The organism is Arthrobacter oryzae, assembly GCF_003634095.1.
In the GTDB taxonomy this organism is placed as follows: Bacteria; Actinomycetota; Actinomycetes; order Actinomycetales; family Micrococcaceae; genus Arthrobacter; species Arthrobacter oryzae.
This window is the reverse complement of sequence record NZ_RBIR01000008.1, coordinates 75635-90871: the sequence shown is the minus strand read 5'-3', so window position 1 is coordinate 90871 and position 15237 is coordinate 75635. Positions and strand designations below refer to the sequence as shown.

Sequence of the window (15237 nt, the reverse complement as noted above, 5' to 3'; positions counted from 1 at the left end):
CGGGTACGCTGTCTACATGTCCGGACATGTGTGGCTGCTGCCCCTGAAGAACCTCGACGACGACGCCCGCGCCATCAAGCTGGGTGAGATCGCCCTCCTGGAGCTCGGCGAGGGGCAGCAGAAATTCGTCGGCGAACCGCTGCGGATGATACTGATCGCGCTTGAGGAAGACTCCCGGCACCCGTTCGCCGTCGACTCCGACGGCACCGCGGCGGGGGTCCTGACGCTCCAGACCGGGGCGGCCACCCTGGCGGGCTGGCCCGACGACGACTCGGCCTGGCTGCTGCGGGGGTTCCTGATCGACCGGCGGCGGCAGGGCAAGGGCCTTGGCACCCTCGCCGCGGACGCCGCAGTGCGGGAGGCCGCGAAACTGACGGCCGGGCTGGGCAGCGGCCAGGCCGGCGTCGTACTCTCCGTCAACGAACTTAACCCCGGCGCTCTGGCCGCCTACCGCAAGGCAGGATTCGAGGACCGCGGCCGTTACGAAGGCGGCGACGCCGGCCCGCAGCGCATCATGTACCGGGCGTTCTGATCCCGGGCGTTCCGGGGAGTGTCAGGGCGGGGCCGGGCGATGGGGCCGGGCAACGGCGCAGACGGTCCGGGCGTCAATTTTCGTTGACGCCGGCCCCAGAGGTCAACTAAGGTTGACGCCGGGAGGTGCGGAATGAAAACACTGATTGGTTCGATGGACGGCAAGGGCCCGGCCGAGGCCCTCTACTCCGTGGCGGAGCTTCATAAGGAACTGGCTCGCACGGAGACCGAGGTCGTGCTCCGCGCCAGGCAGGCCGGACTCTCCTGGGAGGCGATCGCGGTGTGCCTCGGCGTCAGCAAGCAGGCGGTGCACAAGAAGTACGGAAAGCGTTGAGGCCGCTTGGGCCCGGCCGCCGGGGCGCTCGGCGCCTGGGAGGAGACACAAAAAGGCCGGCCGCGGATTGATATCCGTGGCCGGCCTTCCTGTTTCGGAATCCTGGCGGAGTTCCGGCGGGCTAAACCGTGCCTAGCCGCTTGGTCAGACTAGACGCCGTAGTAGAGCTCGAACTCGAAGGGGTTCGGGCGCAGCGACAGCGGACGGATCTCGTTCTCGTACTTGTACTCGATCCAGGTGTCGATCAGGTCCTGGGTGAAGACGCCGCCGGCCTGCAGGAACTCGTTGTCCTCGGCCAGTGCATCCAGGGCCTCCTCGAGGGTGCCCGGAGCCTTGGGGATGTCCTTGGCTTCTTCGGCGGGGAGCTCGTAGAGGTCCTTGTCGATCGGAGCCGGGGGTTCGATCCGGTTGCGGATGCCGTCGATGCCGGCCATCAGCTGGGCAGCGAACGCCAGGTACGGGTTCGAGGAGGGGTCCGGAGCGCGGAACTCGATGCGCTTGGCCTTCGGGTTGGAGCCCGTGATCGGGATACGGATACCGGCGGAGCGGTTGCCCTGCGAGTAGACCATGTTGACCGGAGCTTCGAAGCCCTTGACCAGGCGGCGGTAGGAGTTCACCGTCGGGTTGGTGAAGGCCAGGACGGCGGAGGAGTGCTTCAGCAGGCCGCCGATGTACCAGCGGGCGGTGTCGGACAGGCCGGCGTAGCCCTTCTCGTCGTAGAACAGCGGCTCGCCGCCGGTCCACAGCGACTGGTGGCAGTGCATGCCCGAGCCGTTGTCACCGAAGACCGGCTTCGGCATGAAGGTCACCGACTTGCCCCAGGCGTCGGCGGTGTTCTTGATGACGTACTTGAACTTCTGCAGGTCATCAGCCGCGTGGGTCAGGGTGGTGAACTTGTAGTTGATTTCAGCCTGGCCGGCGGAACCGACTTCGTGGTGGCTGCGCTCGACCTCAAGGCCGGCCTCGTCCAGGGCGACACACATGGCATCGCGCAGGTCGGCCTGCTTGTCGGTGGGGGAAACCGGGAAGTAGCCACCCTTGACGGGGGTCTTGTAGCCGAGGTTTCCGCCCTCTTCTTCACGGCCGGTGTTCCAGTGCGCTTCCTCGGAGTCAATCTTGTAGAAGCTGCCCTGCGGGGAGGACTGGTACTGGACGTTGTCGAAGACGAAGAACTCGGCCTCGGGGGCGAAGAACGCGGTGTCGGCAATGCCGGTGGAGGCGAGGTAGGCCTCGGCCTTTTCGGCTACGCCGCGGGGATCGCGGTGGTAGGGATCGCCGGTGCGGGGGTTCACGATCGAGAAGTTCAGCGCGAGGGTCTTCTCCATGCGGAACGTGTCGATGAATGCCGTGGTCACGTCCGGGATGAGCTGCATGTCAGACTCGGCGATGCCCTGGAAGCCGCGGATCGATGATCCGTCGAAGAGCTGGCCATTGACGAAGAAGTCGGCGTCAACGCTCTTGGCGGGCACGTTGAAGTGCTGCTGAACGCCAGGAAGATCGGTGAAGCGGATATCGACGAATTTGATGTCTTCGTCCTTGATGAACTTGAGGACTTCGTCCGCAGTCTTGAACATCTATGCTCCTTACGCATATGAAAAATCTGGCCGTCAGGCACATTGGTCCAGGGCAGTCCAACAGCGGGAAAGCAAAAAGCATCCCCGCTCCTGAGCCACTAGCAACTGTTACCACCCTAAGGACACGGGATTTCCCCCCAGTGTCCGTATTGTTTCGGGGAGGTTACAGAATGCCCTGACAGGTAAACGCTAGTCGCCGGTCCACAGTGTGACCTATCTGGTTCCACAGTGTGACACAAGGCTGCCCACACTGTGGACGGGCTTGAGCCGATAAGCTTGGATGGTGGTAGATCGCAAAGACATCGGTTCATGGCTCACCGGCCCGGACACTTCCGGCATCTCGAAGTACCCGGGGGAGCGGCTTGGGCTGCCGGCGGCCGGGCCCGGATCGATCGCACGCGCCGGTCGCCGCTTCCTGGCGATCTGCATCGACTGGGCGATCGCGCTGGTGATCAGCAACTTCGCCTTCGCCGGCGACTCGTGGGCCACGCTGGCCGTGTTTGCCATTGAGCAGATCCTGCTGATCGGCACCCTGGGCTACAGCATCGGCCACCGGATCGTGGGCATCCACGTGGTCCGGCTGGGCGGCGGCCCCGCGGGCCCGCTCGCGGCCCTGGTGCGGACCTTGCTCCTCTGCCTCGTCATCCCCGCCGTTATCTTCGACCCGGACCAGCGCGGCCTTCACGACAGGGCCATGAATACCGTGCTCCTGCGGATGTAGCCCCTCCCCGTGGGGTGGCGGTTTGCCACGAACGGCCGGTAAACCTCCCCGCATACCGGCCATCTGCGTCAGATGGCCGCAACGATGACGGCAGGGCTCGATTCACCCTCGGCTGTTTGCCACCAACGGCCGGTAGACATCCCGTTGGGCGTCCGTTTGCCACGAATGGCCGGTAAGCCTCCCCGCATACCGGCCACCTGCGTCAAATGGCCACAGAGATGATGCCAGGACGCGGCGGTCCTTCGCTCGTTTGCCACGAATGGCCGGTCAACGTCCACGTTGGGCGGTCGTTTGCCACGATTGGCCGGTAAACCTCCCCGCGTAGCGGCCATGTGCGTCAAATGGGCGCATCAACGTTGCCAGGGCACGCTTCACCCTGGGCCGTTTGCCACGAATGGCCGGTCAACGTCCACGTTGGGCGGTCGTTTGCCACGAATGGCCGGTAAACCTCCCCGCATACCGGCCGTCTGCGTCAAATGGGCGCAGCAACGTTGCCAGGCGCGATGGTCCCTCGGCCGTTCGCCACCAACGGCCGGTAGACATCCCCGTTGGGCGGCGGTTTGCCACGAATGGCCGGTAAACGTCCCCGCATACCGGCCACCTGCGTCAAATGGCCGCAACGACGACGGCAGGGCTCGATTCACCCGCGTCCGTTTGTCACGAGTGGCCGCGAGACCTCCACGTTGGGCGTCCGTTTGCCACGAATGGCCGGTGAACCTCCCCGCATACCGGCCGTCTGCGTCAAATGGGCGATGGCGGCACAACGTTGCCAGGGCGCACGGAACCCGAGGTCCCGGGCGGGACTACAACGCGGCCGTTTCCCGGGCTGGCGTCGGCGCAGTCTCTCCGGCCGGCACTGCAAGGTATCCGTGGTGGCCGGCCCAGCGTTCAAACCAGACGGTCGCGAACGGGAAGACGGCCGAAAGCCCTGAGAGCAGGGCAACCCGGAGCGGCCAGCGAAGCTTCGCCCACAGACTCAACGCCGCGATCGCGTAGCCGATGAAGAATGCGCCGTGGATCGGACCGGCAATCTCTACGCCGAGTTCCGTCGTCCGGGTGACCCATTTGAGCACCATGCCGAGCAGCAAGGCGGCCCAACTGAACGCCTCGGCGATCGCCAGCCCCCGGAAAATGCGGATCATGATGGGGGTCGAGGGGAAATTCATGTGTGTCTCCAGAGGTCGTGCGTTCGCTGTCCCGCTGCCCGGGTCCTGGCGGCCGCAGCCCAGCGCGCCGGTGCCGGACGACGTCGGACATAAACAAGAACAGCCCCGGCTGGCGGCCTGAGATGGCCGTCAACCGGGGCGGTTCTGTCTTGCTGGCCTGCTGGCGAACGCTGCTGCGGGTAGGTTAGCGCCCGCGGGTCGGACGGGCCTTGTAGGGATCGATGCCCTTCGGGATCGGCAGGCGGCCGCCGAGCGAGGAAATGCGCTTGGATACCGCGCTGACCTCGGTCTTGGTCAGTTCGCCCTTGAGCTTGTTCATCTTCTTGGCGATCTGGCTGAGCGGCACCTGGCCCTCACCGCGGCCGCTCTCGATCACGTGGATGGTGACGTTGGGCAGGATGCGCGCGAGCCGCTTGCGTTCGGCGTCGACCAGCGGCTTGACCCGGTTGCTGGGGCCCTCGCTGACCAGCACAACGCCGGGCCGGCCGATGGCGCGGAAGACAGCGTCCTGCGTGCGCGGGTTGACGGCGACCGGCTGGTCCTCGGTGATCCAGCCGCGCTTGAGCGTGCCCAAGGCGGCGCCGGAGGCACCCGGCTGTCCCTCGATCTGCGCGAACGCGGCGCGCTCGGCGCGGCGGGACAGGATCAAGGTGGCGGCAATGGCGCCCAAGGCGATGCCGATGATCAGGCCGGTGACCCAGTTATCCAGCAGGAAACCAACCAGGAGGCTGACGGCGACTACACCCAGGAACGCCAGCAACATGAGCCACGGAACCATGGGATCGTGGCGGCGGGTCATCTGGAAGACCTCGCCGATCTGCTTCAGCCGGCTCGGCTTCTTGGCCTTTGCTTCCTTGGGCTTACGGGAGAAAAGACCGCGCTTCGGAGCATCGGAAGCCGGGCTGGAGGTGCTGGAATCAGGGGAATTCGCCATAGTGCCTTAATTCTACGTGATTGACGGCTACGGGCCGGACGCCGGAATCATCCGGTGCCGGCCCCTAGGAGGAACGGTGTTGCGGCAGGATCAGGAATGCGCCGCGAGCAGCGAGCTGGCTTCCTGGCGGGTGCTTCCCGAGCTTTCGATGTGGGCGAGCTCGGCCGGGATTTCCCAGCCCTTCTTGCGCATCGCGGTGGCCCAGAGCCGGCCGGCGCGGTAGGAAGACCGCACCAGGGGGCCGCTCATGACGCCCAGGAAGCCGATCTCGTCCGCTTCCTGCTGCAGGTCAACGAACTCCTGCGGCTTGACCCAGCGATCCACCGGAAGGTGGCGCTCGGACGGGCGCAGGTACTGGGTGATGGTGATCAGGTCGCACCCGGCCTCGTGCAGGTCCCGCAGTGCTTCCGAGATTTCCTCGCGGGTTTCGCCCATGCCCAGGATCAGGTTGGACTTGGTCACCATGCCGAGCTTGCGGCCCTGGGTGATGACGTCCAGGGAGCGCTCGTAGCGGAAGGCCGGGCGGATGCGCTTGAAGATCCGGGGCACGGTTTCCACGTTGTGGGCGAAGACCTCGGGCTTGGAGTCGCAGATGGCCGCAATGTGATCGGGCTTGCCGGAGAAGTCAGGAATAAGCAGTTCGACGCCGGTGCCCGGGTTCAGTTCGTGAATCTTGCGGACCGTTTCGGCATAGAGCCAGACGCCCTCGTCGGCGAGGTCGTCGCGGGCAACGCCGGTCACGGTGGCATAGCGGAGCTGCATGGCCTGCACCGAACGTGCCACCTTGGTGGGCTCGAACATGTCCACAGGCGAGGGCTTGCCGGTGTCGATCTGGCAGAAGTCGCAGCGACGGGTGCATTCGGAGCCGCCGATCAGGAAGGTGGCCTCCTTGTCTTCCCAGCACTCGAAGATGTTGGGGCAGCCGGCCTCTTCACACACAGTGTGGAGGCCTTCCTTTTTGACGAGATTCTTGAGCTGGACGAACTCGGGGCCCATCTGGACCTTGGCCTTGATCCATTCCGGCTTACGTTCCACCGGTGTGGCCGCGTTTCGCTGCTCAATGCGCAGCATCTTCCGGCCTTCTGGTGCCAGTGTCACAGTAGAGCTCCTTCTGGGGTTGCAACTAGGGCTTCTTCATTGTTGCGCAGTTCTTCGGTGATCCGCGACACGAGGTCCGCCGGGGTGACGTCCCTGCCGAGTTCCTGGGCGATCGTGGTGACTCCGGCGTCGGTGATGCCGCAGGCAATAATCTGGCCGTAGGGGGCCAGATCGTTGTTGCAGTTGATCGCGAAGCCGTGCATGGTGACGCCCTCGTGCACGCGGATGCCGATGGCTGCGATCTTGCGGTCCGGGCCCTTCGCGTCCTGTTCGATCCAGACCCCCGCGCGGCCCTTGATGCGCACGGCCTCGATGCCGTAGTCCGCGAGCACGGCAATGATCACCGATTCCAGCCGCTCCACGTAGTCGCGGATGCCGGCCTTATTCTTCAGCTTGATGATCGGGTAGCCCACCAGCTGGCCGGGGCCGTGCCACGTGAGCTTGCCGCCGCGGTCCACGGCCACGACGGGGGTTCCGTCAAAGGGCCGTTCGTGGTCTTCGGTGCGCTTTCCGGCGGTGTAAACGGCGGAGTGTTCGAGCAGTAGTACGGTGCTGGGCGCAGTTCCGGCGAGGACCTTCTCGTGCAATTCGCGCTGGAGGTCCCATCCGCGCGTGTAGTCGATGAAGTCCGGGGCGAGACCCAACTGTTTGAACTCAAGAGTCATGGCATCAAGCTTAGACCCCGCCGCACCCACTGCCCGTTTGTGTGCTTAAGCTCTCACCCCTGTCCTCAGCGTCCTCAGCGCCCTCAACGGTCCTGCCGGGCTGGTGGTCCTTGGTCAGGGTCGCGGCACAGGGCTTGCCTGTGGATAACTTCTGCACGCTTCCGCGGGATCGGCTATCTCTTGGATATGGAAGCTTTCCGCGACAGCGGCAGTACCGGCCCCGAGGTTCCCGGTTACGACGTCGGACGCCTGCTCGGGCGCGGCGGGACAGCCGCGGTGTGGCTGGTGACCGAGCGGTCAACAGGCAGGGAATTCGCCCTCAAGTGCTTCGACACCGTCGGCGCTGCGGGGGAGGACGACGGCGGGATGGGGGCTCCGGAGACCGGTCAGGCAATGCGGCGGGAGCTCCTTATACTCTCGGCGCTGGACCACGACCACCTGCTCCGGGCCCACACCGTGCTGCGCCTCCGTGTTCCGCCGTCCCGGCCGGAAGGAGGCGACGCGCTAGGGCTGTTACTGGACTATGCGCCCGGGGGATCGGTGGCCGAGCTCGTGGCGGGCCGGGGCCGGCTTGCTGCGGGTGAAACCGTGACGATCCTGACCCCGATCGGGCAGGCTCTGGAGTACTTGCACGAAAACGGCGTCAGCCACGGCGATGTCTCACCAGGAAACGTCTTATTCACGGCGCACGGAAAGCCGCTCCTTGCCGATGCCGGCATGGCCCGGTTAGTGGCCGACGCCGGACCGGCCGGCGACGCCGGGACGGCGGGCTTTTCCGATCCTTCCCCGGTGCATGCAGTCCGGGCGGGCCTTCAGCCGGAGCGCGACGTGTATTCACTCGCGGCCCTCGGCTGGTATTGCCTGACGGGCAGGCCGCCGGTCCCGGGTGCCCGGCGGCCGCCGCTGCCGCTTCTGGTGCCGGACGTCCCGCCGGCGCTGGCCGCGGCCCTGGAGGCCGGACTCGCGGAGGATCCACGGTGCCGCCCCACGGCCGCGGAGCTGGCCGCCGCGGTCTATCGCAGCAGTGCGGCCGAGCCGGTGGACCTCTCCGTCACAGCGCATCCGTCGGTGGTTCCGCAGCTGCTGACCCGCGGCGCCGTGCCGCGGAATGCCCGGGAGCGTCGGGCGGAACGGGTCCGCGGGTGGTTCCGCCGGTGGGCGCCAGGGCGACCGCAATTGGCGCAGAGACGTGCTGCCGGTCCCGCCGCGGCACATGAGACCGGCGCCCCGGCGGATATCGGTCACCGGCCCGGCAGCGTCCCGTTCGCTGCCAACACACGCGCCGCGCGCACGGCTCCGGCAGGGGCGTGGTCTCGCACGGCGGTGCCAGGGGCGCGGCCTCCCGCAGCGGCACAGGGGGCGCATTCCAGGATGTCGCCCACCGCGGGGCGGCACGCTGCCTCTGGTGGCACTGCGAGGCGCTCCGCCGCCGGACCGTGGTCGGAGGCTGGTCCGTTGTCCGACTCCGGTCGGCGCTCCGCCAGGACGGGACCGGCCGGCGTTGGGAACGGCGTGCGGAACGGCGTGCGGAACGGCGTGACGGATGGCGTGAGGGATGGCGGGCGGGATGGCGTGACGGACGGCGTGCTGGACACCGCGGACGACGCTCCTAAAGAGGCACGCCGCGACGCGGGGGATCGGATCCGGCACGACGCCGGCCACTTCGCCCGGCAGGAGCCTGCGCCCGGTACCCGACGCGGCACCCGTCGCGGTATGCGGGCAGAAGCCGGGCCTGCCAGCAGGCGCGGCACTCCGGCGCCGGGCCGTCGTCGGGGTCGTCGGAAACTGTGGGCCGGATCGGTGATTGCTGTGGTCTTGCTCGCCGGTTTCGGGGTGGCCCGGCTGCCCGGGGGAGCGGGCATCCCGGAATTATTCGCGGCATCCCACCCGCCGACGGCGGCGCCGGGCCCGGCAACGCCCGGCGCCGCCGTCGACGCCATCCCGGCCGAGCTCCGGGATCTCCTGGGATCTGCAGACCCGGCAGAGGCAGTGAGGGGGCTTGCCGCCTTGCGTTCACAGGCTTTTCGATCGGGGAGATTAGGGCTGCTCGAGGAAGTGAACGTTCCGGGCTCGGACGCCGCGGCCGCGGACGCCGGGATCGCCGCCCCGCTGGCGAAGTCCGGGCACATCCTGTCCGGATTCCAAACCGTGCTGACGAGCGTGCGGACAGTCGCGGAGCCCGGCCCCGCCCGGACCGTCGTGGCCGTCCGCACCTCAACCTCCGCGTACCAGGAACGCGATACAGCCGGGGCCGTGGTGGCGCGGGCCCCGGCCGGGGGAGAATCCAGGCTGCGCCTGGTCCTGGTCAACGTTGACGGACGGTGGCGGATTGCGCAGGTCCTCGCGGGGGATCCTGCCGGTTAGCCGGGTCCGGCAAGCAGTGTCCGCTCAGTGGAGTCGTCTTAGCCGGAGCCAGCCGGAGCCGGCCCGAGCCGGCCGCGGTCGTCCAGCGGCTCGAGGCTAACCGGAACCGGCCGGCCCCGGCCTGCAGGCCGTTCCTAGTCCCGGTCCGCCACCCACGCCACGGCCTCGGCGAGGGACGGGTGCTGCCACTCGAAGCCGTTACCGGCCAGGACCGCCGGTTCGAGTTTCTGGCTGGCGAGGAGCAGTTCGTCGGCGAGCTGACCCATGACGAGCCGCAGCACCGGGGCGGGAACCCGGAGCAGCGCCGGCCGGTGCAGGGCCTCGGCCAGCCGGCCGATCAGGGAGTTCACGTCGGCGCTCTCGGGCGCGCAGACGTTGACCGGCCCGGACACAGGGGCAGAGAGCAGGAACGAAAAGGCGCCCGCGACGTCCGGCAGGGTGACCCACGGCCAGTACTGCCGGCCGTTGCCGAGCGGGCCGCCGATGCCGAGGCGCAACAGCGGCATCAGCCGGCCCAGGGCGCCGCCGGAGCGGCTCAGGACGACGCCGGTGCGGGGTGTGACAACGCGGACGCCGTCGGGCGCCTCATGCGCCGCTGCCTCCCAATCCACGCAGATCCGGGCCAGTGTGCCTGAACCGGCAGGGGCGTTCTCACGCAGCACGGCGGGACCGGCGTTGCCGTAGTAGCCCGAGGCCGACTGGCTCAGGAAAACGGCCGGGGGCGTGTCCAGGCGTGCCATGGCGCCGGTCAGGGTCTGCGTCGCCCCCAGCCGGGAACTGCGGAGTTCATCGATCCGTGCCCGGGTCCACGGCCGGTCTCCGATTCCGGCGCCGGAGAGGTTGACCACCGCATCCGCGCCCTTCAGCGCGGTGTCATCGATCCGGCCGGCGGCGGGGTCCCATTGGAACTCGCCCGGCGACGACGAGGGACGCCGGACCAGGGCCACGACGTCGTGCCCTTCGGTGCGCAGCGCGTTGGAAAGGGCCGTTCCGATCAGCCCGGAGGCTCCGGCAACAAGGATTCGCATGATCCATCTCACCACGCCCGGCACGGCGGCGAAACTTTCCCGGCCGCGGCGGCCCTTGTGGCTATGATCGAACGATGACCCCCTCGAGTTACTTCCGTTTCCCGCATGTCCACGGCGATCTGGTCACCTTCGTGGCCGAGGACGACGTATGGATTGCACCCGTGGCCGGGGGCCGTGCCTGGCGCGTCTCCTCCCTCCAACTGCCGGTCCGCAATCCCCGCTTCACCCCTGACGGCAAGCGCCTGGTCTGGACGGTTGTCCAGGGAACGGCCCCCGAGGTGGTCACCGCGGATGTCGACGGCGGCGGCTACCGCCAGCTGAGCTACTTCGGCCACAGCTCCACCCGGGTCAAGGGCTTCACCCCCGACGGCGACGTCCTGGTCACCAGCGCGTTCCGCCAGTCCGACAGCCGTCACACCCACGCCTACAGCCTTCCCGTCACCGGCGGCTGGGCGCAGGAACTCCCGTTCGGCCCGGTCGAGTCAGTGGCGTTCGGACCGGTCGTAGGCGATGAACGCCCCGTGGTGCTCGCCAGCGTGCTCTCGCGCGAGCCAGCCTGGTGGAAGCGCTACCGCGGCGGCGCGGCCGGCAAGTTGTGGATCGACACCGACGGAAACGGCGAATATGAGCGGCTCGCGCCCGGCCTGGACGGCAACCTCACGGACCCGCTCTGGGTCAAGGGACGAATCGCGTTCCTGTCCGACCACGAGGGCTACGGAAACCTCTACTCGGTGCTGCCCAACGGCAGCGACGTGCGGCGTCACACCGACCACGAAGACTTCTACGTCCGCCATGCCGCCACGGACGGTGAGCGCGTCATCTTCGAATCCGCCGGCGAACTCTGGCTCCTGGACAGCCTCGACGCCGAGGCGGTCAAACTCGACATAACCCTGGGCTCCGCCTCGCAGGCACGCCGTCCCGCCCCGCTCAAGCCCTCACGGCACCTCGGCGACGTCATCCCGGACCGCACCGGTGCGTCCAGCGCCGTCGAATCCCACGGAACCGTCCACTGGCTGCGGCACAAGGACGGCCCCTCGCGCGTCATCGAGGCCACCCCGGGAGTGCGCGCCCGGCTGCCCCGGCCGTTCGGGGAGGGCCGGATCGCCTACGTCGCCGACCACGCCGGCGTGGATGCCCTCTACCTGAAGTCCATTGCCGCGCCCCTGGCTGGCGCATCCCTGGTGGCACCGAAGGCTGCCCAGCAGCCCGTGCAGGCGCCAGCGCAGTCCGATGGCACCGGCGCCGGGACGCCACTTCCCAGGCCCGTATCCGCCGCCGCGCTGACCGGCTCCGCCCCAAGCCCCGCAGCGGCAAGCCGCCCGGTGGCCAGCCCGGTCCCCGCCGGGTCCGCTGCACACAGCGGCGAGGGGTCCGGCCCTGAGCGCTCCGGAGCCGGCGACGATGCCGGCGCGACCGGTCCCGGCACCGACGCCCGGGGGCTGGCCGGCACCGGTGAACTCACCCGGATCGACTTCCCAAAGCCCAGCCGGGCCAGCGCCATCGAGGCCAGCCCCGACGGGCGCTGGCTGGCCGTCGGCACCTCGTTCGGTGACATCTACCTTGTGGACACGCGTGCCGGCACCATGTCCCAACTCAGCAGCATCGGCGAGGGCAGCATCGAGGGCTTCAGCTGGTCCCCGGATTCCGCCTGGCTCGGCTGGTCCGAGCCGGTGACGTCTTTCGGCTCCCGCAGCCGGATCCGGATCACCAGGGTCGACGGCGGCTCGGACACCGAGATCATTGACGTCACGGACGGCCGGTTCCGCGACGAGTCGCCGTCGTTCACGCCGGACGGCAAGTACCTCGCGTTCCTCTCCAACCGCAGCTTCGATCCGGTCTACGACGGCCACTCTTTCGATCTGTCCTTCCCGAGTCCGATCAAGCCGTACCTGGTGGCCCTCGCCGCGGACACCCCCTCCCCGTTCGGCCCCAGCACCGACCTTCAGATCGACAGCACCGACCTTCAGATCAACGCTGACGCCGGGGCACCTGCAGGCACCGGCACGGCAGCGCCGTCCGCCGCGGCGGCGGTGCCATCCGTGCGGGTCGACGCCGAAGGCCTCGCGCACCGCGTCATCGGCGTCCCTGTGCCGCAAGGAAACTACTCGTCGCTCACCGCCGCCGCCGGCGCCCTGCTGTGGCTGGACAGCGAACTCTCCGGCACCACCGGCGAAGGCCGGGCCAGCCTCGAGGACAAGACTGCCGCGCCCAGCCTGGTCCGCTATGACCTCGCCAAGCGCCGCACCTCCACCATCGTGGAGGCCCTGGACAGCTACCGGATCTCCGGCGACGGAGAAAAGGTGGTGTTCATCCAGGACAAGCAGATCCGGGTTACGCCGGCCGGCGCCAAGGCCGACGAGGATTCGGGCCAGCTGGTCAAGGTGGACCTCGGCCGCATCCGGGTGCAGCTGGACCCGATCAGTGTGTGGGGCCAGGCCTTCGACGAGGCATGGCGGCTCCAGCGCGACTTCTTCTGGACCGAGGACATGGCCGGCCAGGACTGGGAGTCTGTCCACGCCCGCTACCGTCCGGTGGTGGCACGCCTGGGCTCCCACGACGATCTGGTGGACCTGTTGTGGGAGCTGCACGGCGAACTCGGCACGTCGCACGCCTACGTCCGGCCGATGGCCGTGACCGAGAACGGCAGCAGCCCCCAGGGGCGGCTCGGCGCGGATCTCGAGTTCACCGGCGAGGGCTGGAAAATCACCCGGATCCTGGCCGGCGAGTCCTCCGACCCGCTGGCCACCTCGCCGCTGACCCGGCCGGGCGCCGACGCCAAGCCCGGCGATATCCTGCTGGCGATCGACGGCGTCGAACTCACGGACTCGCTGACCCCGGCGATGCAACTGGTCGGTGCGGCCGGCCGCGCCGTCGAGCTGACCCTCCGCAACGGTGCCGGCCACGGCAGCGCCGAGGGCGCACACCGCCGCGTGGCAGTGGTCCCGGTCAAGGATGAGGAGCGTCTGCGCTACCAGGAATGGGTCGCCGGGAACCGGCGGACCGTCCGGGAGGCCTCCAACGGGACGTTCGGCTACCTCCATATCCCGGACATGATGGCCAATGGCTGGGCCCAGTTGCACCGCGACCTCGACACCGAAACTGCCCTGGACGGGCTGATCGTCGACGTCCGCCGGAACCGTGGCGGCCACACCTCCCAGCTCGTGGCCGAACTCATCGGACGCAAGGTGACCGGCTGGAGCATGCCGCGCGGGGAAAAGCCGCGGACGTACCCGCACCACGCGCCCCGGGGTCCGGTCATCATCCTCACCGACGAGTTCGCCGGCTCCGACGGCGACATCATCACCCAGGTCTCCAAACTGCGGGGGATCGGTCCCGTCATCGGCACCCGGACATGGGGCGGCGTCGTCGGCATAGACAACCGGTTCGCGCTGGCCGACGGAACGGGCGTCACGCAGCCGCGCTACGCCACGTGGTTCGGCGGTGGTGTGGGCTGGGGCGTGGAGAACTTCGGTGTCACCCCGGACATCGAGGTGACGTTCCCGCCGCATGCCTACGCCGCCGGCACGGATCCGCAGCTGGAATACGGAATCGGGGCGTTGAAGGAAATGATCCAGGAACTGCCCACGGACCGTCCGCCGCTGCGTGAGGGCTACCGCCGGGTCCGGCCCGCACCGCTGCCCGCACGGCAGAACGGCAACCCGGCCTAAGGCCGGACAGCGAAGGCCCCCGTTCCCCTCAAAGGGGGAACGGGGGCCTTCGGCGTTGACGGGCGTCCCGGTCTTGGGCCGGCCCGGACTGCTTGGTCCTAGGAGACCAGCGTGGCGTCGAGGGTGATCTCGATGCCGGTCAGCGCGGCCGACACGGGGCAGCCGGTCTTGGCTTCCTCAGAGATGCGCTGGAAGTCCTCCGCTGAAAGGCCGGGCACGCGTGCGGTCACGGTCAGGTGGCTGCCGGTGATACCGGTGCCGGGCACGAAGGTGACATCGGCCTTGGTGTTGATTTCTTCGGCGGTGTGCCCGGCCTGCGCGAGGCCGTTGCTGAAGGCCATGGAGAAACAGGCCGAGTGAGCCGCAGCAATGAGTTCCTCGGGGCTCGTCTTGCCCTCGGCGGACTCGGCGCGCGCCTTCCACGTGACGTCGAAGTTGCCCAGCCCGGAGCTGTCCAGGGTGGTGTTCCCCGAACCCGCCATCAGGTCGCCATTCCATACAGTGTGTGCGGTGCGTGTTGTTGCCATGTCCACTCCTCGACGTCGTTGTGAATCAGCGATCAGGCGTGATGCCGGATCGTGCCGTGTCTATCCTAGGGAATCTGCCCGGACGCCGCACGGGTGTCCGCTGTCAGTGGATTGTCGGACCCGCCGCCGGCACTGCCGTCGGTCCTGCTCAGGAGGTCCGGATCAGGAGGTCGGGATCAGGGACGACGACGGCGACGCACCCGTGGTGGGTGCGTCGCCGTCGTCTGTGTTGAGGGTAGGGCTACTGCCAGAGGGTGGCGATGGCCACGTTGAGCAGCCCCAGGCCGCCGACGCTGTGGGCGAGGCCGGTGGAAACAGCTTCGCCCTTCTTGACCTTCCGGGCACCGATGAAGGCAAGCGCGGCCACGGCGAGGCCGATGGCGAACTTGATGCCGAGCTTGACGTAGTTGGGATCGAACTCGGCCGGGTTCTGGTTGTGCAGAATCGGCAGGATTCCCATCATGGCGATGCCGGTGATCAGCTGCACGAAAGCACCGTCCCGCTGGCGCGGGTGCACCGTGGGGGTCTTCATATTGGCGATCCAGATACCGACCACCATGGAGGCGCCGACGATGTGCAGGAACAGCAGGAAGTAGAAAAGAATGGTCATGGGCTTTAGCTTAGCGA

13 protein-coding genes are annotated in these 15237 nt (G+C 68.1%); 5 read left to right on the top strand and 8 right to left on the bottom strand.

What is annotated here, in order from left to right; translation table 11 throughout:
- Window positions 1-16: 16 nt before the first annotated feature.
- Together C8D78_RS15905 and C8D78_RS15900 are read left to right on the top strand one after the other, a co-directional pair.
- Window positions 17-532, top strand: coding sequence for a GNAT family N-acetyltransferase (locus C8D78_RS15905; RefSeq protein WP_120954842.1), 516 nt, complete (start codon window positions 17-19; stop codon window positions 530-532).
- A 132-nt stretch (window positions 533-664) separates the two neighbouring features.
- Window positions 665-865 (top strand): AsnC family protein, encoded by a 201-nt coding sequence (locus tag C8D78_RS15900; protein WP_120954841.1) that lies wholly within the window; start codon window positions 665-667, stop codon window positions 863-865.
- 149 nt (window positions 866-1014) lie between these two features.
- Here the strand turns inward: C8D78_RS15900 and glnA are convergent, their stop codons facing one another.
- Window positions 1015-2439: a type I glutamate--ammonia ligase gene (gene glnA, locus C8D78_RS15895; RefSeq protein ID WP_120954840.1), complete on the bottom strand. Its 1425-nt coding sequence runs from the start codon at window positions 2437-2439 to the stop codon at window positions 1015-1017.
- 283 nt (window positions 2440-2722) lie between these two features.
- Here glnA and C8D78_RS15890 point away from each other — a divergent pair, with 283 nt between their 5' ends.
- The gene (locus C8D78_RS15890) at window positions 2723-3160 is read left to right on the top strand and encodes an RDD family protein (protein ID WP_120954918.1); all 438 of its coding nucleotides are present in this window, start codon (window positions 2723-2725) and stop codon (window positions 3158-3160) included.
- Between the two features lie 803 nt (window positions 3161-3963).
- Here the strand turns inward: C8D78_RS15890 and C8D78_RS15885 are convergent.
- The 4 genes from C8D78_RS15885 to lipB form a co-directional block, all read right to left on the bottom strand.
- Entirely contained in the window at window positions 3964-4326 is a 363-nt protein-coding gene (locus C8D78_RS15885) for a DUF3817 domain-containing protein (RefSeq protein WP_120954839.1), read from the bottom strand.
- Window positions 4327-4510: 184 nt separating this feature from the next.
- Window positions 4511-5260, bottom strand: a complete 750-nt coding sequence (locus tag C8D78_RS15880; RefSeq protein WP_120954838.1) for a DUF4191 domain-containing protein — start codon at window positions 5258-5260, stop codon at window positions 4511-4513.
- Window positions 5261-5350: 90 nt separating this feature from the next.
- The gene (gene lipA, locus C8D78_RS15875) at window positions 5351-6358 is read right to left on the bottom strand and encodes a lipoyl synthase (RefSeq protein ID WP_120954837.1); all 1008 of its coding nucleotides are present in this window, start codon (window positions 6356-6358) and stop codon (window positions 5351-5353) included.
- Entirely contained in the window at window positions 6355-7023 is a 669-nt protein-coding gene (lipB, locus tag C8D78_RS15870; RefSeq protein ID WP_120954836.1) for a lipoyl(octanoyl) transferase LipB, read from the bottom strand. The genes lipA and lipB overlap by 4 nt, the downstream gene beginning before the upstream one ends.
- Before the next feature lie 186 nt (window positions 7024-7209).
- On the opposite strand from lipB, the gene C8D78_RS15865 reads away from it, so the two are divergent.
- Complete coding sequence (locus C8D78_RS15865) at window positions 7210-9387, top strand: protein kinase domain-containing protein (RefSeq protein WP_120954835.1); 2178 nt, start codon at window positions 7210-7212, stop codon at window positions 9385-9387.
- A gap of 134 nt (window positions 9388-9521) precedes the next feature.
- Here C8D78_RS15865 and C8D78_RS15860 read toward each other — a convergent pair whose 3' ends face one another.
- Window positions 9522-10415 (bottom strand): TIGR01777 family oxidoreductase, encoded by an 894-nt coding sequence (locus C8D78_RS15860; protein WP_120954834.1) that lies wholly within the window; start codon window positions 10413-10415, stop codon window positions 9522-9524.
- A gap of 74 nt (window positions 10416-10489) precedes the next feature.
- On the opposite strand from C8D78_RS15860, the gene C8D78_RS15855 reads away from it, so the two are divergent.
- Window positions 10490-14083 carry a S41 family peptidase gene (locus C8D78_RS15855; protein ID WP_120954833.1) on the top strand — a complete coding sequence of 1198 codons (3594 nt, stop codon included), beginning with the start codon at window positions 10490-10492 and terminating at the stop codon, window positions 14081-14083.
- A gap of 98 nt (window positions 14084-14181) precedes the next feature.
- Here the strand turns inward: C8D78_RS15855 and C8D78_RS15850 are convergent, their stop codons facing one another.
- Complete coding sequence (locus tag C8D78_RS15850) at window positions 14182-14610, bottom strand: OsmC family protein (protein ID WP_120954832.1); 429 nt, start codon at window positions 14608-14610, stop codon at window positions 14182-14184.
- A gap of 241 nt (window positions 14611-14851) precedes the next feature.
- Window positions 14852-15220, bottom strand: a complete 369-nt coding sequence (locus C8D78_RS15845; protein ID WP_120954831.1) for a hypothetical protein — start codon at window positions 15218-15220, stop codon at window positions 14852-14854.
- Window positions 15221-15237 lie beyond the last annotated feature (17 nt).

Excerpts from the sequence above, each read along its gene's own strand:
- C8D78_RS15905 (WP_120954842.1), top strand. The coding sequence starts at position 17 with ATGTCCGGACATGTGTGGCTGCTGCCCCTGAAGAACCTCGACGACGAC.
- C8D78_RS15900 (WP_120954841.1), top strand. The coding sequence starts at position 665 with ATGAAAACACTGATTGGTTCGATGGACGGCAAGGGCCCGGCCGAGGCC.
- glnA (WP_120954840.1), bottom strand. The coding sequence starts at position 2,439 with ATGTTCAAGACTGCGGACGAAGTCCTCAAGTTCATCAAGGACGAAGAC.
- C8D78_RS15885 (WP_120954839.1), bottom strand. The coding sequence starts at position 4,326 with ATGAATTTCCCCTCGACCCCCATCATGATCCGCATTTTCCGGGGGCTG.
- C8D78_RS15880 (WP_120954838.1), bottom strand. The coding sequence starts at position 5,260 with ATGGCGAATTCCCCTGATTCCAGCACCTCCAGCCCGGCTTCCGATGCT.
- lipB (WP_120954836.1), bottom strand. The coding sequence starts at position 7,023 with ATGACTCTTGAGTTCAAACAGTTGGGTCTCGCCCCGGACTTCATCGAC.
- C8D78_RS15865 (WP_120954835.1), top strand. The coding sequence starts at position 7,210 with ATGGAAGCTTTCCGCGACAGCGGCAGTACCGGCCCCGAGGTTCCCGGT.
- C8D78_RS15860 (WP_120954834.1), bottom strand. The coding sequence starts at position 10,415 with ATGCGAATCCTTGTTGCCGGAGCCTCCGGGCTGATCGGAACGGCCCTT.
- C8D78_RS15855 (WP_120954833.1), top strand. The coding sequence starts at position 10,490 with ATGACCCCCTCGAGTTACTTCCGTTTCCCGCATGTCCACGGCGATCTG.
- C8D78_RS15850 (WP_120954832.1), bottom strand. The coding sequence starts at position 14,610 with ATGGCAACAACACGCACCGCACACACTGTATGGAATGGCGACCTGATG.
- C8D78_RS15845 (WP_120954831.1), bottom strand. The coding sequence starts at position 15,220 with ATGACCATTCTTTTCTACTTCCTGCTGTTCCTGCACATCGTCGGCGCC.